Annotated in this window: 19 protein-coding genes; 6 read left to right on the top strand and 13 right to left on the bottom strand. The window is 63.0% G+C overall.

Going from position 1 to position 18091, the window contains the following annotated elements; all coding sequences use genetic code 11:
• The gene (gene waaA, locus ACQ4WL_RS05870) at positions 1 to 1278 is read left to right on the top strand and encodes a lipid IV(A) 3-deoxy-D-manno-octulosonic acid transferase (protein ID WP_436508688.1); all 1278 of its coding nucleotides are present in this window, start codon (positions 1 to 3) and stop codon (positions 1276 to 1278) included.
• Positions 1279 to 1337: 59 nt separating this feature from the next.
• On the opposite strand, the gene ACQ4WL_RS05865 is transcribed toward waaA, so the two are convergent.
• From ACQ4WL_RS05865 to miaB, 11 genes are all read right to left on the bottom strand, one after another.
• Positions 1338 to 2276: a M48 family metallopeptidase gene (locus ACQ4WL_RS05865; protein ID WP_436509098.1), complete on the bottom strand. Its 939-nt coding sequence runs from the start codon at positions 2274 to 2276 to the stop codon at positions 1338 to 1340.
• Between the two features lie 44 nt (positions 2277 to 2320).
• On the bottom strand, positions 2321 to 3061 hold the full coding sequence (locus ACQ4WL_RS05860; protein WP_436508687.1) for a lysophospholipid acyltransferase family protein: 741 nt from the start codon (positions 3059 to 3061) through the stop codon (positions 2321 to 2323).
• A gap of 16 nt (positions 3062 to 3077) precedes the next feature.
• Entirely contained in the window at positions 3078 to 3665 is a 588-nt protein-coding gene (gene gmhB, locus ACQ4WL_RS05855; protein WP_436508686.1) for a D-glycero-beta-D-manno-heptose 1,7-bisphosphate 7-phosphatase, read from the bottom strand.
• The gene (glyS, locus tag ACQ4WL_RS05850) at positions 3665 to 5767 is read right to left on the bottom strand and encodes a glycine--tRNA ligase subunit beta (protein ID WP_436508684.1); all 2103 of its coding nucleotides are present in this window, start codon (positions 5765 to 5767) and stop codon (positions 3665 to 3667) included. Before glyS ends, gmhB begins: the two co-directional genes overlap by 1 nt.
• Before the next feature lie 53 nt (positions 5768 to 5820).
• Positions 5821 to 6738, bottom strand: a complete 918-nt coding sequence (gene glyQ / locus ACQ4WL_RS05845; RefSeq protein WP_034746745.1) for a glycine--tRNA ligase subunit alpha — start codon at positions 6736 to 6738, stop codon at positions 5821 to 5823.
• Positions 6739 to 6885: 147 nt separating this feature from the next.
• Positions 6886 to 8412, bottom strand: a complete 1527-nt coding sequence (gene lnt / locus ACQ4WL_RS05840) for an apolipoprotein N-acyltransferase (RefSeq protein ID WP_436508682.1) — start codon at positions 8410 to 8412, stop codon at positions 6886 to 6888.
• 79 nt (positions 8413 to 8491) lie between these two features.
• The gene (locus ACQ4WL_RS05835) at positions 8492 to 9370 is read right to left on the bottom strand and encodes a CorC family transporter (RefSeq protein WP_071075558.1); all 879 of its coding nucleotides are present in this window, start codon (positions 9368 to 9370) and stop codon (positions 8492 to 8494) included.
• 117 nt (positions 9371 to 9487) lie between these two features.
• On the bottom strand, positions 9488 to 9907 hold the full coding sequence (locus ACQ4WL_RS05830; RefSeq protein ID WP_436508681.1) for a DUF4259 domain-containing protein: 420 nt from the start codon (positions 9905 to 9907) through the stop codon (positions 9488 to 9490).
• A 4-nt stretch (positions 9908 to 9911) separates the two neighbouring features.
• Positions 9912 to 10376, bottom strand: a complete 465-nt coding sequence (gene ybeY / locus ACQ4WL_RS05825; protein WP_436508680.1) for an rRNA maturation RNase YbeY — start codon at positions 10374 to 10376, stop codon at positions 9912 to 9914.
• Positions 10360 to 11424: a PhoH family protein gene (locus ACQ4WL_RS05820; protein ID WP_436508679.1), complete on the bottom strand. Its 1065-nt coding sequence runs from the start codon at positions 11422 to 11424 to the stop codon at positions 10360 to 10362. The genes ybeY and ACQ4WL_RS05820 overlap by 17 nt, the downstream gene beginning before the upstream one ends.
• Positions 11421 to 12788 carry a tRNA (N6-isopentenyl adenosine(37)-C2)-methylthiotransferase MiaB gene (gene miaB, locus ACQ4WL_RS05815; RefSeq protein WP_436508678.1) on the bottom strand — a complete coding sequence of 456 codons (1368 nt, stop codon included), beginning with the start codon at positions 12786 to 12788 and terminating at the stop codon, positions 11421 to 11423. The genes ACQ4WL_RS05820 and miaB overlap by 4 nt, the downstream gene beginning before the upstream one ends.
• Before the next feature lie 687 nt (positions 12789 to 13475).
• On the opposite strand from miaB, the gene ACQ4WL_RS05810 reads away from it, so the two are divergent.
• Positions 13476 to 13802 carry a hypothetical protein gene (locus ACQ4WL_RS05810; protein WP_034746769.1) on the top strand — a complete coding sequence of 109 codons (327 nt, stop codon included), beginning with the start codon at positions 13476 to 13478 and terminating at the stop codon, positions 13800 to 13802.
• A gap of 138 nt (positions 13803 to 13940) precedes the next feature.
• Here ACQ4WL_RS05810 and ACQ4WL_RS05805 read toward each other — a convergent pair whose 3' ends face one another.
• Entirely contained in the window at positions 13941 to 14786 is an 846-nt protein-coding gene (locus ACQ4WL_RS05805; RefSeq protein WP_436508677.1) for an HDOD domain-containing protein, read from the bottom strand.
• The gene (locus ACQ4WL_RS05800; RefSeq protein WP_436508676.1) at positions 14783 to 15121 is read right to left on the bottom strand and encodes a hypothetical protein; all 339 of its coding nucleotides are present in this window, start codon (positions 15119 to 15121) and stop codon (positions 14783 to 14785) included. The genes ACQ4WL_RS05805 and ACQ4WL_RS05800 overlap by 4 nt, the downstream gene beginning before the upstream one ends.
• 206 nt (positions 15122 to 15327) lie before the next feature.
• Between ACQ4WL_RS05800 and ACQ4WL_RS05795 the strand changes: the two genes are divergently transcribed.
• From ACQ4WL_RS05795 to ACQ4WL_RS05780, 4 genes are read left to right on the top strand one after another with little or no spacing between them, the layout of a single operon-like run.
• Positions 15328 to 16893, top strand: a complete 1566-nt coding sequence (locus tag ACQ4WL_RS05795) for a sensor histidine kinase (RefSeq protein ID WP_436508675.1) — start codon at positions 15328 to 15330, stop codon at positions 16891 to 16893.
• 15 nt (positions 16894 to 16908) lie between these two features.
• Positions 16909 to 17496, top strand: a complete 588-nt coding sequence (locus tag ACQ4WL_RS05790; protein WP_436508674.1) for a DUF1697 domain-containing protein — start codon at positions 16909 to 16911, stop codon at positions 17494 to 17496.
• The gene (locus ACQ4WL_RS05785; RefSeq protein WP_436508673.1) at positions 17496 to 17897 is read left to right on the top strand and encodes a DUF3224 domain-containing protein; all 402 of its coding nucleotides are present in this window, start codon (positions 17496 to 17498) and stop codon (positions 17895 to 17897) included. The genes ACQ4WL_RS05790 and ACQ4WL_RS05785 overlap by 1 nt, the downstream gene beginning before the upstream one ends.
• Positions 17894 to 18073, top strand: a complete 180-nt coding sequence (locus ACQ4WL_RS05780; protein ID WP_436508671.1) for a hypothetical protein — start codon at positions 17894 to 17896, stop codon at positions 18071 to 18073. The genes ACQ4WL_RS05785 and ACQ4WL_RS05780 overlap by 4 nt, the downstream gene beginning before the upstream one ends.
• Positions 18074 to 18091 lie beyond the last annotated feature (18 nt).

Raw genomic sequence — 18091 nt, 5'->3', positions numbered from 1 at the left:
ATGCGACTTCTTTATACCCTTGCCTGGTGGCTGGCCTTGCCCCTGGTGCTGGCGCGGCTATGGCTGCGCGGACGCCAGGAACCCGGCTACCGCCAGCACTGGGGCCAGCGCCTGGGTTTTTACGGGCGCCAGTCCGAGTCCCAGATGCCGACGCTCTGGCTGCATGCCGTCTCCGTCGGCGAGACGCGCGCGGCCGAGCCGCTGATCGATGCGCTGCTGGCCCAATGGCCCGCGTGCCGCATCGTCCTCACGCACATGACGCCCACGGGGCGCGCCACGGGCAAGTCCCTGTTTGCCAAGCACGGCGCGCGCCTGGTGCAAAGCTACCTGCCGTACGACACGGGCGCCATGCCGGCCAGTTTCATCCGCCATTTCGCGCCGCGCATCTGCATCCTGATGGAGACGGAAGTGTGGCCGAATCTGATTCACCAGTGCAATCGCTACAAAGTGCCGGTGGTGCTGGCCAACGCGCGCTTGTCGCAGCGTTCGCTGGGCAAGGCGCAGCGCCTGGGCAAGCTCATTGCCGATGCGGCGCGCGGCATTACTCTGGTGGCGGCGCAGACGCAGGACGACGCCGAGCGCGTGCGCCAGCTGGGCGTGCAGGACGTGGTCGTCACGGGCAGCATCAAGTTCGACGTCGTCGTGCCCGAGGCGGCGCTGGCGACGGGCACTTGGCTGCGCGGTGCGATAGGTGCACGCCCCGTGCTGCTGTGCGCCAGCACGCGCGAAGGCGAAGAGCCATTGATTCTTGATGCCTTTGCCCGCGCCAGCCTGCCCGCCAACGTGCTGTTGCTGATCGTGCCGCGCCATCCGCAGCGCTTCGACGAGGTGGAAAAACTGGTGCTGACGCATGGCCTGGCCGTGCAGCGCAGGTCCGGCCTGGCGCAGGACGATGCCGTTGCGGCGGGCACGCAGGTGCTGTTGGGCGATACCATGGGCGAGATGTTTGCGTATTACGCGGCCTGCGATTGCGCTTTCGTCGGCGGCAGCCTGCTGCCACTGGGCGGGCAAAACCTGATCGAACCGGCGGCGCTGGGCAAACCCGTGCTGATCGGCCCGCATACCTTCAATTTCGCGCTGGTGACCGCGCAGGCGATTGCCGCCGGCGGCGCCTCGCTGGTGGCGGACGCCGACGCGCTGATGGCGCAGGCGTCAGTCCTGCTGCAAAACCCCGCGCAGCTGGCATCGATGGGGCAAAAGGCGCTGGCCTTCGCGGCGCAGCACCGGGGCGCCACGCCGCGCACCGTCGCGGCCATCAAACCTTTGCTGCCAGCTTAATTCCGGGGTCAGACCCGCCGGGTCTGACCCCAGCTTTGCGCCGTTTGGTAGTCGTATCGTTAAAACAGCACCGGTAATTCCTGCGAACGTTTGCGCAATGCCTGCTTGGCGCCATCGTAATCGGGATAGATCGATTCCACGGTGGCCCAGAAGCGGGGGCTGTGGTTCATTTCCAGCAGGTGCGACAGTTCATGCGCCACCACGTAGTCGATCAGCGGCAGGGCGAAGTGGATCAGGCGCCAGTTCAGGCGGATCTTGCGCTCGATGGTGCAGCTGCCCCAGCGCGTGCCGGCCGAGGACAGCGATAATGAATCGTAGCGCACACCCAGTCTGTCCGCATACAGGTCCAGCCGCGCTTCGAATAGCTGGCGCGCTTCATGCTGGAACCAGCCCTTCACTTTTTCCTTCAACTGTTGTTCGCTGCCCGTGGGCGTGACCCATACGTGCAATTCATTCGTCTCGCGCTGGAAGCTGGCGCGGTGGCGCGGCGCCTGGTGCAATCGCAATGTGATCTCGCCACCGAGATAGGGCAGCACGGCGCCATCGACCCATGCCACGGGCGCTCGCTGCTGGCGCTGCACCTTGCGCTCGCCTCGTTCCAGCAGCTTCGAGACGATCCAGCCTTGCTTGGCGCGGATGGCATTGTCGATTTCGGCCAGGGTGACGCGCTTGGGCGCGGTCACGCGCAAGCCGTTATCGTCGATCATGAAGCCGATGGAACGGCGCGTTGAGCGGCGCAGTGCGAATTCGACCAGGTGACTGCCCAGCTGCAACTGACGCAGCGGAGCGCCATCGGCAGGGCGTGGCGGGGAAGGCAGCTGAGGGGATGAAGGAACAGCGACGGGTGGCACGGGCACTACCGGCCACGCTGGAACGTGAAGCGGTGGTGCCACGGGCGGCGCTGGCGGTGCCGTGGGGCGCACCGCCGGGGGCGTGCTGGTCGAGACGTCATGCGCGAACAAATCCAGTTGCTGGTCGCCGACCTTGATGGTCTTCATCTGCTGGCGCAGTGTCGGCTCCTGGATGACCGCGCTGATGCCGTCTAGCCAGCGTTGTAGGCGTGAGGCGAAATGACGCGCATTTCTGATTCTATCCAATTTTCCACCTGTTGCATCATGCTGTCCGGGGTTTGCCCTTCCGGCGAAATCGGTTTGCCTATCGAGACGGTGATCAGTCCCGGGCGTTTGAGGAATGACTGCTTGGGCCAGCATTCGCCTGAATTATGCGCAATCGGCACCACCACGGCGCCCGTGGCGATTGCCAAACGCGTGCCGCCGCTCTTGTACTTGCCGGCCTGGCCCACCGGAATGCGGGTGCCTTCGGGGAACATGATAATCCATTGGCCGTCGGCCAGGCGGCGCTTGCCATGGACGACGACGCTCTTGAACGCATGCTTGCCCTGCTTGCGGTCGATGGGGATCATGCGCAGCAGCGCCATGGCCCAGCCGAAGAACGGGATGTACAGGATCTCCTTCTTGAATACATACACGAGCGGGCGTGGAAGGCTGGGCAGCAAAAAGATGGTTTCCCATGCCGACTGGTGCTTCGACAGCACGATGGCCGGCTCATCCGGGAAGTTCTCGGCGCCTTTGATTTCATAGCGGATGCCGCAAATGACCTTGGCGCACCACAGGATAAACACGTTCCAGCGCGAGGTGACCCAATAGCGCTTGTTGTAGCTCAATGGCGCGGCAAAAAAGCACACGCAGGCCCAGACGATGGTGGCCACGATCATGATGGTCATGAACAGCAGGGATCGCAGGAACAGGGGAATATTACGCAATGCGGTTCTCCGAAAATTAGATACTGAATGCCACGGTGGGCGCTGGCGCTGCTGGCGCCTTGAGCAGGTGGCTGACCACGGCACCCAGGTCGGGGAAGACCTGGGTGCCAGGCGGCAGGCCACCCGTTTCGTTGGTTTTTTCACCCTTGCCCGTCAGGACCAGGTAGGGCACGCAGCCGCTGATGAAACCTGCCTGCAGGTCGCGCAGCGAATCGCCAACGGTGGGCACGCCTTTCAGGTTGGTGTTGTAGCGCTTCGAGATTTCATGGAACATGCCCGGTTTCGGCTTGCGGCAGTCGCAATTGTCCGCCCCCGCGTGCGGGCAAAAGAAGATGGCGTCGATATCGGCACCCACCTGCTGCGCCAGGGTATGCATCTTCTGGTGGATCGCGTTCAGCACCGTCATGTCGAAGTACTCGCGCGCGATGCCGGACTGGTTCGAGGCGACGACGACGCGATAGCCAGCCTGGTTCAGGCGGGCGATCGCTTCGAGCGAGCCGGGAATCGGCAGCCATTCGGCCGGCGACTTGATGAAGTCCGGCGAGTCATGATTAATGACGCCGTCGCGGTCGAGAATAATCAGTTTCAGCGCCGGAGTGCCCATTATGCCGCCAGCTTGGAAATGTCGGCCACGCGGTTCATCATGCCGTGCAGCGACGACAGCAAGGCCAGGCGGTTGTTGCGCAGGGCGACATCCTCGGCCATCACCATCACGTCGTTGAAGAAGCCATCGACGTCGTCGCGCAGCTGTGCCAGCGTTTGCAGGGTGCTGGTGAAGTCGCCCTTGGCGAAGGCCGCGTCGACTTCCGGCTGCACGCGCGAGACGGCGGCGGCGAGTTTTTTCTCCGCTTCGTCCTGCAGCAGCGCCACGTTGACGCCGCCGGCGGCGACCTGGTTGACTGCTTCCTCGTTCTTTTTCAGAATGTTCGTGATGCGCTTGTTGGCGGCGGCCAGCGAGGCGCTTTCCGGCAGGGCGGCAAATGCCTGTACGGCTTCCAGGCGCTGCACGATGTCGTCCAGGCGGTCCGGGTTTTGCGCCACGACGGCTTCGATTTCATTCGGCGAGAAGCCGCGTTCGCGCAGGATGCCGCGCAGGCGGTCCAGCATGAAGGTGGTGACGTCCGCCACCGGGTCCTTGAAGCCGGGGATGGCGGCAAATTGCGCAGCGGCGTCGCCCAGCAAGCCCTGGATCGACAATGGCAAGCGCTTTTCCAGCAGCATGCGCAGCACGCCCAGCGCGTGGCGGCGCAGCGCGAACGGGTCCTTGTCGCCCGTCGGCGCCAGGCCTATCGACCAGATACCGACCAGGGTTTCGAGCTTGTCGGCCAGGGCCACGGCGGTACCGGTGGCGGTCGACGGCAGGCTGTCGCCGGCAAAGCGCGGCTGGTAATGCTCGGAAGCGGCCAGCGCCACTTCTTCCGGCTCGCCGTCATGGCGCGCGTAATACGTGCCCATGATGCCTTGCAGTTCGGGGAACTCGCCCACCATGTCGGTCAGCAGATCGGCCTTGGCCAGCAGGGCGCCGCGTTCTGCCAGGGCCACGTCGTAGCCCAGTTTTGCCGCGATGGCGCCGGCTAATGCTTTTACTCTTTCTGTGCGTGCCGCTTGCGTACCGAGTTTGTTGTGGTAGACGACGTTGGCCAGCAGCGGCAGACGCGCTGCCAGGGTTTTCTTCTTGTCTTGCTCGAAGAAGAACTTGGCGTCGGACAGGCGCGGGCGCACGACGCGCTCGTTGCCGCCGATGATGTGTTCTGGCGTGTCCGTTTCGATGTTGGAAACGATCAGGAAGCGTGAACGCAGCTTGCCTTCGCTGTCGGTCAGCGCAAAATACTTCTGGTTCGTCTGCATGGTGAGGATCAGGCATTCCTGCGGCACGGCCAGGAACTCTTCCTCGAAGTGGCATTCATACACGACCGGCCATTCGACCAGGGCCGTCACTTCGTCGAGCAGCGCTTCGGGCATCAGCACCTGGTCGGCCCCGGCCTTGTCCAGCAACTGGGCGCGGATGCGCTCCTTGCGTTCCTCGTTGCTGGCGATGACGCTGGCGTTGAGGATCAGCGAGGCCGCATAGTTTTCCGCGTGCGCGATGGTGATAGCCTTGCCGTCGGTGAGGAAGCGGTGGCCCAGGGTAGTGCGGCCGGCTGTCAATCCCAGCAGGGTCAGAGGCAGCACGTTGATGCCATGCAGGGCGATCAGGCTGTGCGCCGGGCGCACGAATTGCACGGTCGTGCCGTCCGGGCGCTGATAGCTCATCAGTTTTGGAATCGGCAGCTTGGCGGCCGATTCCGTCAAGGCAGCCTGCGCGCCGGTGGCGAGCTGGCTGCCTGGCGCCGTGTAGGTGTAGAAAAAGCTTTCAGCCTTGCCGTCGACGGCGCGTTCCAGTTCGGCCACCGTCAGCTCGGGAAAGCCCAGCGCGGCCAGTTTCTTGGCCAGCGGCGGCGTGCCGTTGCCATTCGCGTCCAGCGCCACCGAGACGGGCAAGACTTTTTCACGGATGGATTTGTCGGGCGAGACTTCGCGCACGTTGGTAATGGAGACGGCCAGGCGGCGCGGCGAGGCGTAGCTGGTGGCGACGCTGTCGGCTTCCAGGAAGTCGCGCGCTTTCAGGCCATTGACGATGCCGGCGGTGAAGGCGGCGCCCAGTTTGGCCAGCGCTTTCGGCGGCAGTTCTTCGGTCAGCAGTTCGATGAGCAGTGTTTGGTTCATGGTGTTCTTGTCTGGTACGGCGGTGTAGAGGCTCGAATGATGGAGGCTCGAAGTTAAGCGGCGGCGGGTTGGTCTGCGGCGGGCAGCATCGGGAAACCGAGGCGCTCGCGCGAGTCGTAATACGCTTGCGCCACCAGGCGCGACAGGGTGCGCACGCGGCCGATATAGGCGGCGCGTTCCGTCACCGAGATGGCACCACGCGCGTCCAGCATATTGAAGCTGTGCGAGGCCTTCATGATCTTTTCGTAGGCGGGCAGGGTCAGTTGCAGCTCGATCAGGCGCTTCGCTTCCGCTTCGTAGTTGCCGAACTGTTCGAACAGCAGGTCCGTATTCGCGTGCTCGAAGTTGTAGGTCGATTGCTCCACCTCGTTCTGGTGGAACACGTCGCCGTAGGTCAGTTTTTTGGTTGTGCCGTTTTCTTCCCACTCGGTCCACACCAGGTCATACACGTTTTCCACGCCCTGCAGATACATGGCCAGGCGTTCGATGCCGTAGGTGATTTCGCCCAGCACAGGCTTGCAATCGAGGCCGCCCACTTGCTGGAAGTAGGTAAATTGGGTCACTTCCATGCCGTTCAGCCAGACTTCCCAGCCCAGGCCCCAGGCGCCCAGGGTCGGGCTTTCCCAGTCGTCTTCGACGAAGCGCACATCATTCTGTTTCAGGTCCAGGCCCAGGGCGGCCAGCGAACCCAGATACAGGTCGAGGATATTTTCCGGCGCGGGCTTGAGCACCACCTGATACTGGTAGTAGTGCTGCATGCGGTTCGGATTCTCGCCATAGCGGCCGTCCTTCGGGCGGCGTGACGGCTGCACATACGCGGCGCGCCAGGGTTCCGGGCCGATTGCGCGCAGGAAGGTGCCGGTGTGGAAGGTACCGGCGCCGACTTCCATGTCGTAAGGCTGGAGCAGGGCGCAACCTTGCTTGTCCCAATAGGTTTGCAAGGTCAGGATAATTTGTTGAAATGTGAGCATCGTATGAGTTCGCCGCGCGGGAGGCTGCGCTTTGTTAAGGGTTGCTTGAAGCCCGGACGCTGTTAATCAAGCGCGTCCGGGCCGGAGTTTTGCTAATTTTAGCGGTTTTTACGAGCCGACTGTGACTCTTCGGGCAATATCGGCCGCTTATTGCTGTGCGGCGCGGCCACGGCGGGCGGCGCGCGACAGCAGGAAGGCCGCCAGCAGGGCCAGCGCGGCCAGGGCCAGCACCAGTTTATTGCCATACAGAATGTACGGCGTCATGCCGCCCATGCCTTGCACCTTGGCTGCCAGCGTGGCTTGCTGTTCCGGTGGCAGCAGGCTTTGCACCACGCCCTTGCCGTCGATGACGGCGGTGGCGCCCGTGTTGGTCGAGCGCAGCATGGGGCGGCCCGTTTCCAGGCTGCGCATCTGCGAAATCTGCAGATGCTGCGGGATGGCGATCGAGTCGCCAAACCAGGCCAGGTTGGAGATATTCAGCAGCACCGAGGCCGACTGCTTGCCATTGCGGTGGGCGCTGGCCAGCTGGCCGGCGATTTCCTCGCCAAACAAGTCTTCGTAGCAGATATTTGGCAGCACCAGCTGGTCGCGCACCTGGAGCGGCGCCTGCACCTCGGCGCCGCGGCCCATGTCGCCCAGCGGGATGGCCATCATGGCGACAAACCAGTGCAGGCCGGGCGGCACGAATTCACCGAACGGCACCAGGTGGTGCTTGCGGTACTGGTAGTAGGGACCCGCCGTGCTGTTGGGCGAGATACCCAGGGCCGCATTGTAGAAGCGCTGCTGCTCGTCGAGCACGGGCATGCCGAGCAGGATCGTGCTGCCCGTCTGCTGCGAATAAGTCGTCAGGCTATCCAGATAGCCGGGCGGCAGTTGGTGCGGCAGCACGGTGACGGCCGTTTCCGGCGTGGCGATCAGGTCGGCCGGCGCGCTGGTGATGGCGTTCTGGTACATCTGCAGGGCGCCCAGCACGAAGCCGGGGTCGAATTTCTGCTGCTGCGGCACATTGCCCTGCAACAGGCGCACCGTGATCGGGCGTCCGACCGGGTGCGTCCACGCCACATACTGCAAGCCAACGCCGGCCGCGTACAGCGCGATGACGCCGGCCAGCGCGGTCCAGCGCGTGCGGTGCAGGGGGTGGACTAGCAAGAGCAGGGCGCCGGCCGACAGGGCCGCCAGCCAGCCCAGGCCATATGCGCCGACGATGGGGGCAAAGCCGCCCAGCGGGCTGGTATTGTGGGCGTAGCCCGTGGCCAGCCACGGGAAACCCGTAAATAGCCAGCCGCGCGTCCATTCGAACAGGGTCCAGGTGGCCGGCAGCACCAGCAGTGTCATAGCGGGCAGGGATAGCACCCAGCGCTGGCGCAGCCAGGCGGCCGCGCCCATGGCCAGTGCCACATAGATGGCCATCAAGAGGGCCAGCAGGGCCACGGCGATGGCGGCGATCGGTGCGGCCATGTCGCCATAGCGGTGCATGGAGATGTACAGCCAGTGCGTGCCGGCCGCGCACCAGCCGAAGCCATAGGCCCAGCCGATCAGCGCACCGCTCTTGACGTTCGAGGCGCGCAGCACCTGGTAGAACAGCACGCCCAGGCTGAGGATTTGCAGGGGCCAGTAGCCGAAAGGGGCGAACGCCAGCACCGCGACGGCGCCGGCAACGGCCGCAGTCAGCATGCGCGCCCAGGTGCTGCGGGGCGGTTTGGCGGGGGCGTTGGGGTCAGCGCGTCTGAAACGCATTTACAGCACGCGCATGTCAGAGTTCCAGTTCCGGCACGTTGGGCAGGCGCTCGACGAGCAGCACGTGCACCTGGCGCGCATCGGCGCGCAGCACCTCGAAGCGCAGATTGCCCAGGTCGAAAATATCGCCCTTGTGCGCCATGCGGCCCAGGTACTTCGAGACCAGACCGCCGATGGTGTCGACGTCGTCGTCCACCAGGTGGCTGCCCACTTCTTCGTTGAACTGTTCGATCTCGGTCAGTGCCTTGACCCGCCAGCGGGGGCCGAACTGGCCTTCCTTGAGCGAGAGGATGTTGTCCTCGGCTTCGTCGAAGTCGTATTCGTCCTCGATGTCGCCGACGATCTGTTCCAGCACGTCTTCGATGGTGATCAGGCCGGCGACGCCGCTGTATTCATCGACGACGATGGCCATGTGATTGTGGTTGGCGCGGAAATCGCGCAGCAGCACATTCAGGCGTTTCGATTCGGGGATGAAGATGGCGGGGCGCAGCATGTCGCGCACGTCGAAAGTTTCTTCTGCGTAATAACGCAGCAAGTCTTTCGCCAGCAGGATGCCGATGACCTTGTCGCGCTCGCCTTCGATCGCGGGGAAGCGCGAGTGGGCGGTGGACAGGACTTCCGGCATCCATTCCTCGATCGGCTTGCTGATGTCGATGACATCCATTTGCGAACGGGGAATCATGATGTCGCGCGCACAGAGATCCGATACCTGAAACACGCCTTCGATCATCGACAGGGCGTCGGCGTCGATCAGCTTGCGTTCATGCGCATCGTGTAGAACATCGAGCAATTCTGCACGGTTCTCTGGCTCGGGGGATATGAGTGCGGTCAGGCGTTCAAACAGTGACCGGTGGGGCTTGACGTCAGTTCTGACGCCACTAGGGTGCTCGGGCATAGGAGGCGTGAGCCGTTGTTGCGAAGGGATATAGGATACACCAAAAGTGGGGCAATACCGGATTTCCCCGCTTTTGATGCAAATTTAATACGTTGAAGTGCGCCGTTGCCCGATGTTTCAGGCGTCCTGGCCCAGCACGCGCGCGCGCAAGGCCGCCACGTCCGCCAGCCAGTCGGCAAAATGCTCGCTGTCTTGCCACAGCTGGCGCAGTTCCGACGACTCTGCCACGATCTTGTCCAGCGCCAGGCGTGCTTTTTCCAGCAGCGGCGGCGTGACTTTCTTCTTGCAGGTGGCCACCCATTCGTCCACTTCCACGGTGGCCGGGTCGTCCTCGCCCGGTTTGCCTTGCAGGCGCGCGATCACTTCCAGCGCGGCCAGCGCCTCGGCGGCGAACGGCGCTTCGAGTTCCGCCTCCGTGCTGTTGATGACGTTGTCGAGCGTGGTCTCGACCAGTTCCAGGGTTTTGTATTCGTGCAGATCCTGCGCCCAATCCATGGCGTAGTCGTTGCCGAAGGCGTCGGTGGCCCAAGTGCCCATGGTCTTACTCCTTGTACGGGTCGGTAATGCCGAGTTTTGCGAGGATCTCCGTTTCCAGGCCCTCCATCTCGGCCGCTTCCTCGTCATCCATGTGGTCGTAGCCCTGCGCATGCAGCACGCCGTGGACGATCAGATGGGCCGTGTGCTCTTCCACGCTTTTCTTTTGTTCCGCCGCTTCCTTTTCCAGCACGTCCGTGCACAGGATGATGTCGGCGCGCGTCGGCTCGTCGTCGCTTAACTCTTCGCCTTCGTTGTAGGCAAAGGTCAGCACATTGGTGGCGTAATCCTTTTCGCGGTAGTCGCGGTTCAAGGTACGGCCTTCTTCGGCATCGACGAAGCGGATGGTCAATTCGGCGGGCGCGAACAGGGCCGCCTTGACCCAGCGGCGCACTTTGGGCCGCGTGATCAGGGAAGCCAGGCGGGCGTCCGGGTATTGCACGGACAAGGACAGTTTATTTTTTTCGGACATTTTTGGCGGCAGCTGGTTTCAACAAGGGGAGTAACTGGGCGGCGTCGGCGCCGGCCGCTTGCGCCGTTTCATACGCATCGACGATGCGCGCGACGAGCGGATGGCGCACCACGTCGCTGCTGTTAAATTGCGTAAAGCCGATGCCGCGTACGTCTTTCAGCACGTGCACGGCGTCGATCAGGCCGCTTGTCTGGCTCTTGTGCAGGTCGACTTGCGTCACGTCGCCCGTCACCACGGCCTTGCTGCCAAAGCCGATGCGCGTCAAAAACATCTTCATCTGTTCGACGGTGGTGTTCTGCGCTTCATCGAGGATGACGAAGGCGTGGTTCAGGGTGCGTCCGCGCATGTAGGCCAGCGGGGCGATCTCGATCACCTGTTTTTCAAACAGTTTTTGCGTGCGGTCAAAGCCCAGCAAATCGTACAGCGCGTCGTACAGGGGCCGCAGATACGGATCGACCTTTTGCGCCAGGTCGCCCGGCAGGAAGCCCAGGCGCTCGCCCGCTTCGACGGCAGGGCGCGTCAGGATGATGCGCTTGACGGCGTCGCGTTCGAGCGCGTCGACGGCGCAGGCGACGGCCAGATAGGTTTTACCGGTGCCGGCCGGACCCACGCCGAAGCTGATGTCGTGTTCGAGGATGTCGCGCAGGTAGGCGATCTGGTGCGGCGTGCGCCCGCGCAGGTCGCTGCGCCTGGTTTTCAGCACGGGGCTGGCGATGTCCGGCTCGACGAAGGTGCTGGCAGGCGCGTTGACGTGGTGTTCCGAGGCGGCGGACAGGCCCGCGCGCTGTTCCACCAGGGCCAGTTGCACTTCTTCCAGCGGCACGACCTTGTTGGCGATGGCGTAAAACTGTTCCAGGATTTCCACGGCCCGCTCGGCATTGCTGCCGCCGACGATGAATTTCTCGCCGCGGCGGAAGATCGTCACGTCGAGGGCGGCGGAAATCTGGCGCAGGTTTTCATCGAGCGGCCCGCACAGATGCGCCAGGCGCGTGTTGTCCAGCGGCTCGGGGATGAAGTAATGCGGCTGTATCGGGGCTTTGGTTTTCAACTGGCTCTTTTCAATGCGGAAGCGCCGGCGACGAGTTCGCCGCGCAGGGTGTAGGAATGGCTTTCGGTGATGCGCACGTCGACCAGCTGGCCGACCAGCTGCAGCGCGTCCGGGCCGGCGTCGAAATTGACCACGCGGTTGTTTTCCGTGCGGCCTTGCAGTTCACTGTCATCGGTGTCCTTCTTCGAACGGCCTTCGACGAGGATGGTTTGCACGCTGCCCACCATGGCCAGGCTGTATTTGCGCGTGTTGGCGTCGATGGCCGCCTGCAACTGCTGCAAACGGGCCAGCTTGACTTCATGCGGCGTGTCGTCTGCCAGGCTGGCGGCCGGCGTGCCGGGGCGCTTGCTGAAGATGAAGCTGTAGCTGTTGTCGAAACCGACGTCGGCGATCAGCTTCATCATGGCGTCGAAGTCGGTCTGGGTCTCGCCAGGGAAACCGACGATGAAGTCCGACGAAATCGCCATGTTCGGGCGCACGGCGCGGATGCGGCGGATGATGGACTTGTATTCGAGGCCCGTGTAGCCGCGTTTCATGGCGCCGAGGATTTTGTCGGAGCCGTGCTGCGCCGGCAGATACAGGTGGTCGACCAGTTGCGGGATCTTTGCGTAGGCGTCGATCAGGCGCTGCGTGAATTCCTTCGGGTGGCTGGTGACGAAGCGCATGCGCGCGATGCCGGGAATGTCGGCCACGTATTCGAGCAGCAGGGCGAAGTCGGCGATCTCGCCCCCTTCCATCGCGCCACGGTAGGCGTTCACGTTCTGCCCCAGCAGGGTGATTTCCTTGACACCCTGGGCTGCCAGGCCCGCCACTTCCGTCAGCACGTCTTCGAAGCGGCGCGACACTTCCTCGCCGCGCGTGTAGGGCACGACGCAGTAGCTGCAATATTTGCTGCAGCCTTCCATGATGGAAACAAACGCCGAAGCGCCGTCTACCTTGGCCGGCGGCATGTGGTCGAACTTTTCGATTTCCGGGAAGCTGATGTCGACCTGCGAGGCGCCGCTGGAGCGGCGCAGTTCGATCATTTGCGGCAGGCGGTGCAGGGTTTGCGGGCCGAAGACCATGTCGACATACGGCGCGCGCTTGACGATGGCGTCGCCTTCCTGCGAGGCCACGCAGCCGCCCACGCCGATCAGGAGGTGCGGCTTGGCCAGTTTCAGCTCGCGCAAACGGCCCAGGTCGGAAAACACTTTTTCCTGTGCCTTTTCGCGCACGGAGCAGGTGTTGAGCAGGATCACATCGGCATCTTCCGGCGTGTCGGTACGCACCAGGCCGTCGGAGGCGCCCAGCACATCGGCCATCTTGTCCGAGTCGTACTCGTTCATCTGGCAGCCGAAGGTTTTAATGAATACTTTTTTCTGCATGGAGTCGGGTGCTTATCGGTAAATGTGGCGGCAAAATGAGTGGGGCAAATAAGTGTGGCGGCAAATAAGCCGGGCAGGGGGCTTGCGCTGGGCGCCGCTCAGGGCGGGAGACGGTGGATGACCGGCCGGGCGCCTCTGGCTGCCCGGTGGCAGGCTCGCTGCAAGTTCAGGCCATAGTTTAGCGTAAATCGCCGGGACGGGCCATGTCGCACTGATCTCGCCGACAAGATTGCAGCGCGAATACGGCGCATGGCACGACGATGCTGAAAAGCATTTATTGCCGTGCGACACCATTGATTTGTAACAAGTTGCTGCAAAGCCTTGTGTGCGCCCGCTGGCATCCTAATGTGTTGAAATGGCATCGTTTCCAAGCCAACCAGCAGCTTGATTGATATTTAACAATCAGGAAGTTTGCGCGAAGCGCAGATGCGGCCTGTTTGGGCTAGTATATTGTCTTATATGCAATTCATTTTAGTGAGTTGCACGTGCTTTTACTCACGTGGCAGGTTACATACGCTGGCTGGGCGTGGCTGTCCGAGTCCTGTGCAGGCAGTGCGAGAAGGAGGGAGGCGGAGGGAAGACGGAGGGGAGGCTGAATCTGATGGAAAGACGTTTATTTAAACACTCTAAGCCAGCCTTAAGTTCGTATCGGCATTATTTTCTACATTCACCAGACGAGGAAAAATCATGGCACATCATGCATTAGCATCGCAAGAGAGTTACAACCCGAATCACCTGCTGGATATTCTGCTGAGCAAGATGCAGCTGAAAAACGACGCAGCCCTGTCGCGTCTGCTTGAAGTGGCGCCACCGGTCATCAGCAAGATCCGCCACCACCGCTTGCCGGTCGGCGCCTCGCTGCTGATTCGCATGCACGAAGTGACGGGCATGAGCATTCGTGACCTGCGCGACTTGATGGGCGACCGCCGCACCAAGTATCGCCTGTCCGATGCCCAGGGGCGTCCAAAAGCGGAAGACCGCGGCGATGCGCAAGAATCGAATTACGCGCACTGATGTGGTTGCGCGCTGACTGTGCCGCTCGCGTCACTGCTGGCGGCAACAGGCTGGCGTGGACCGGGCAGCATGGATACACCGCAGTACCCATAACGGCTTTCGCCTCGCGGCGAGAGCCGTTGGCATGTGGCGCGGCGTTTAGCTCAGCAGTGCAGAGGTGATTTCGTCGTAGCGCAGCTCCGTTTCGCGGAACAGTTGCAGATACGTGTCTTCGCCCAGGCCCAGCGCATCCCAGGCTACCGGCGAGACGTGCGGCACCATGTCGTCGCCCGCCTGCGCCAGGTCGAGCGCGCAGACGATGGCATTGGCCACGTGGATCAGCGCTGCCAGGAAGCCGGCCCCCGGCGTTTCCGGCTGCAGGTAGTTGGCCAGCGCCAGGCGCATGGTGTCGGAAAAATTCCAGTGCTCGGCCAGTGCCACGCCTGCCTGCACATGGTCCACGCCCAGCACGGTTTGCTCCGCTTCGAGCAGGCTGCAATCGTGCGCCGCCTGGTGCGCGATGACTTGCGCGTACTGCGCGGGAAAGCTGCTGACCAGCACCAGGCGGCCGATGTTGTGCAGCAAGCCGGCCGTGAAGGCATAATCCTGGTTGAAGCGGATCTGCCGCGCCAGCACCTTGGCGCAGGCGGCCGTCGCCACCGAATGGCGCCAGAAGGCTTTGTCGTCGAAGCCGGGGCAGCGACCTTCCGGGAAGCAACCTGTGATGGCGGCCGACGTGATCAGGCTGCGCGTGGTCTGGAAGCCCAGGTAAGTAATCGCCTGCTGAATGGTGGTGGCCTTCACTTGCAGGCCATATTGGGATGAGTTGGCCAGGCGCAGGGTCTTGGCCGTCAGCGCCTGGTCGTACGACACTTTTTTCGCCAGCACGGAAATATCGACGTCGTCCTGGTCGATGCTGTTCAACAGTTCCATCACGACGGCGGGCAGCGAGGGCAAGTCATCGAGGTGGGCGACGATATCGTCGAGCGTCAACTGGGTGCTCATGCGGCCTCTCCCGTGCCAAGGCGGTAAGCCGTGACATAGCTGCGCAGCAAGGTAGTGGCCGCGTCTTCGGGATTCTCCGGATCATGCTTGCGGAACAAGTAGGCCAGCCGTTCGCTGTCGGCCGCCTGTTGCGCGGCGATTTCTTCCGGCGAGGGGGGGGGCGCCTGGATCGGCAGCATGTCGATGCCGTGGCGCGGCATCAGGGACAGCATGTTTTCCGTCAATACCGCGCCTTGCGGCAATAGTACTTGTCCATGCGCGTCGAGCAAGACATCCGACAAGACCATGCCAGGACGCACTTGTTCCAGGGGTAGATGTTGATGCATGACCGCCATGACGACTCCTTAGATGATTGCGGGATATTACCATTGCCATCACGCAATGTCTCAACCTGTATCAATGCCCCTGTTGAAAACGGGGTTGCTGTAAATCTTGCCAATAAGCATGTCATACCGTACATTTGCTTCAGGCTGTAGTCCGCCGACGTATCTGCGCCCGCGCCGCGGGCCGGCGACCGGCCTGGCCCGGGGAGTGTTGATCGATGCTGAGTATCCAAGTCCGGCTGACCCTGCTTTTTGTCGTGATCGTCACCTTGGTGTTGGGCATTTCCGGCAGCTATACCCAATATACACTGAGCCAGGAACTCGAATCGGGCAGTGCGCGCCTGCGCAGCGGCGTGCTCACGCGCTTGCAGACCAGCTTGCCTTCCGCGCTTTGGGATCTCGATAAATCCAAGGTCGACAGCATCGTCGCTGCCGAAATGCTGCCGCCGGAACTGGTTGGCATCCGTGTCTACGACGCCTCCGTGGGACTGTTCGCAGGCGAAGTGCGCGATGCGGCCGGCACCCTGGTGCCTTTGACCTCCGACGTGGTCATGGGCGGCACGCCCGTCGAGGCGCCGCTGGTGTTCCGCGACGCCGTGGCGGCCACCACGGGGGGCAAGCCGGTGATCGTCGGCAAGGTCATCGTCAATTTCAGCCGCGCACAGATCGATGCGGCCCTGCGCAGCGAAGTGCGGCGCAAGGTGCTGGAAGTGTTGTTGCTTGACATCATCCTGGTGGGTGCCCTGGCGCTGAGCCTGCGCATCGTCTTCGGGCCCTTGAAACAGTTGCGCGACGGCTTGATTGACCTGGCCACGCGCGGCAGTGATGAGGTTGAGGAGTTGCCGGAAAACCGGCGCGACGAACTGGGCGACGTGATCCGCGGCTTCAATGCCGTGCAGCGCAAGCTCAAGTCCATCATCGAGGGCAGCCGCGAGGCGGAAGACATGGCGCGCCGCTCGCAGCAGGAGACGGCGCAGGCCATGGACGAGCTGCGTCGTGCGCAGGAATCGTTGCTGCAGTCGGAACGCCTGGCCTCGCTGGGCAGCCTGGTGGCGGGCGTGGCGCATGAAATCAACACCCCGGTCGGCATCGCCCTGACCAGCGCCTCGGTGCTGAAGGAAGCCACCGATCACATCAGCGCAGCGGTGGCCGGCGGCAGCGTGAAGAAAACCGATATCGTGCGCTACCTGGAAACGGCCGGCGAAAGCGCGCGCCTGATCATGAACAATGCCTACCGCGCCGCGCATCTGATCCACAGCTTCAAGCAGATCGCCGTCGACCAGGTCAGCGAGGCGCGCCGTTTGTTCGAATTGCGCGACTATATCGGTGAAGTGATCTCGAGCCTGCAGCCGACCCTGAAAAAGACGCGCATCCGCATCGATATCGATTGCCCGCCTGGCATCATGCTCGACAGCTATCCGGGCGCGCTGGCGCAGGTGCTGACCAATTTGGTCTTGAACTGCGTCGAGCACGCCTTCGATGCCGATACGGCCGGTAACATCCATATTGGCGTGCGCCGCGACGGCGAGTGGATCGCCATGCAGGTGCGCGACAACGGCCGCGGCATCGCGCCCGACATGCTCGACCGCGTGTTTGACCCGTTTGTCACCACGCGGCGCGGGCAGGGCGGCACGGGACTGGGCTTGAATATCGTGTTCAACTTGATTGCCAAGCAGTTTGGCGGCACCATCACGGTCAGCAGCACGCTGGGGCAGGGCGCGACATTCCTGCTGCGCCTGCCCACGGTGACGCCGTTACCTGAAAGCACCAGTAGCCAGGCATAGGCAAGGAGAAGAGACATGGCACAGCTAGAAAACAGTCAGCAAGTGGCGCTTTTGCGCGGGATCAATGTGGGCCGCGCCAAGCGCGTGGCCATGGCCGACTTGCGCAAGCTGCTGGGCGACCTGGGTTTTGCGCAGGTGCGCACCGTACTCAACAGCGGCAACGTCGTGTATGACGGGGGCAAGGTGGCGCCAGCAGACGCCGCTGCCCGCATCGAAGAAGTGCTGGTGCTGAAACTGGGCGTGGCGGCCAGGGTGACGGTGCTGTCGGCCAGCCAGTTTGCCGAACTGATCGAACAAAACACCCTGGCGCCGGCGGCTGATGCGGCCCGTCTGCTGACCTTGGTGCTGAACAATCCGGCCGACGTGCAGCGCCTGGCACCGTTGTTGCAGCGGCCGTGGCAGCCGGAAGCGCTGGCGCTGGGGCGATGGGCCGCGTATGCCTGGTGTCCTGATGGCGTGCTGGCCAGCAAGGTGGTGGCGGCGCTCGGCGTACTGCTGGGCGATGGCGTCACCTCGCGCAACTGGGCCACCATGCAAAAACTACATGCGCTGCTGAACGGGTCCGATGCGGCAGCCACATCCTCATTTTCCAAGGAGCACTGATGCCCACCATTAGCGGCGCATTCGACGTCACCATCACCCCGGAAACCTTGTCGGACACGGCCGCGCAGTCGGGGCTGGGACGCTTGTCGCTAGCCAAGCGCTATCACGGCGCTCTCGACGCCAGCGCACAAGGCGAGATGCTCAGCGTGCGCGCCGCCGTGGCTGGTTCGGCAGGCTATGTGGCGCTGGAACGGGTGGAGGGCAGCCTGGACGGGTGGCACGGCAGTTTTTACCTGCAGCACAGCGGCAGCATGACGCGTGGTGCACCCGCCTTGTCGGTGACGGTGGTGCCCGACACGGGGACGGGCCAGTTGCAAGGGCTGTCTGGCAGATTGGCCATCCGCATCGAAGACGGCAAGCATTATTATGATTTCACATATGACATTGCTGAGACGCCATGAACTGGGATATCGTCAAGGGCGTGCTGATCCTGCTGGTCGCCGTCAGCGCCCTGGGCATGGCCTTCGTACTCATGTCCGCCTCGGGGCCGGATAAGGCGGGCTGCATCGCGCGCGCCCTGAAGTCAGGCATTCCTGTGGGTCATATCGAGAGAGTCTGCCGTTTGCTGGACAAGTGAGCATAGACAGGCAAGGCA

Origin of the sequence: Janthinobacterium kochi (assembly GCF_051380715.1) — a bacterium.
Taxonomy (GTDB): Bacteria; Pseudomonadota; Gammaproteobacteria; order Burkholderiales; family Burkholderiaceae_D; genus Janthinobacterium.
This window is presented reverse-complemented; position numbering and strand designations above follow the sequence as displayed.

Bases quoted from the DNA above. Each gene is read 5' to 3' on its own strand.
- waaA (WP_436508688.1), top strand. From the start codon at position 1: ATGCGACTTCTTTATACCCTTGCCTGGTGGCTGGCCTTGCCCCTGGTG.
- ACQ4WL_RS05865 (WP_436509098.1), bottom strand. From the start codon at position 2,276: ATGAAGACCATCAAGGTCGGCGACCAGCAACTGGATTTGTTCGCGCAT.
- gmhB (WP_436508686.1), bottom strand. From the start codon at position 3,665: ATGGGCACTCCGGCGCTGAAACTGATTATTCTCGACCGCGACGGCGTC.
- glyS (WP_436508684.1), bottom strand. From the start codon at position 5,767: ATGAACCAAACACTGCTCATCGAACTGCTGACCGAAGAACTGCCGCCG.
- glyQ (WP_034746745.1), bottom strand. From the start codon at position 6,738: ATGCTCACATTTCAACAAATTATCCTGACCTTGCAAACCTATTGGGAC.
- lnt (WP_436508682.1), bottom strand. From the start codon at position 8,412: ATGCTGACTGCGGCCGTTGCCGGCGCCGTCGCGGTGCTGGCGTTCGCC.
- ACQ4WL_RS05835 (WP_071075558.1), bottom strand. From the start codon at position 9,370: ATGCCCGAGCACCCTAGTGGCGTCAGAACTGACGTCAAGCCCCACCGG.
- ACQ4WL_RS05830 (WP_436508681.1), bottom strand. From the start codon at position 9,907: ATGGGCACTTGGGCCACCGACGCCTTCGGCAACGACTACGCCATGGAT.
- ybeY (WP_436508680.1), bottom strand. From the start codon at position 10,376: ATGTCCGAAAAAAATAAACTGTCCTTGTCCGTGCAATACCCGGACGCC.
- miaB (WP_436508678.1), bottom strand. From the start codon at position 12,788: ATGCAGAAAAAAGTATTCATTAAAACCTTCGGCTGCCAGATGAACGAG.
- ACQ4WL_RS05810 (WP_034746769.1), top strand. From the start codon at position 13,476: ATGGCACATCATGCATTAGCATCGCAAGAGAGTTACAACCCGAATCAC.
- ACQ4WL_RS05805 (WP_436508677.1), bottom strand. From the start codon at position 14,786: ATGAGCACCCAGTTGACGCTCGACGATATCGTCGCCCACCTCGATGAC.
- ACQ4WL_RS05800 (WP_436508676.1), bottom strand. From the start codon at position 15,121: ATGGCGGTCATGCATCAACATCTACCCCTGGAACAAGTGCGTCCTGGC.
- ACQ4WL_RS05795 (WP_436508675.1), top strand. From the start codon at position 15,328: ATGCTGAGTATCCAAGTCCGGCTGACCCTGCTTTTTGTCGTGATCGTC.
- ACQ4WL_RS05790 (WP_436508674.1), top strand. From the start codon at position 16,909: ATGGCACAGCTAGAAAACAGTCAGCAAGTGGCGCTTTTGCGCGGGATC.
- ACQ4WL_RS05785 (WP_436508673.1), top strand. From the start codon at position 17,496: ATGCCCACCATTAGCGGCGCATTCGACGTCACCATCACCCCGGAAACC.
- ACQ4WL_RS05780 (WP_436508671.1), top strand. From the start codon at position 17,894: ATGAACTGGGATATCGTCAAGGGCGTGCTGATCCTGCTGGTCGCCGTC.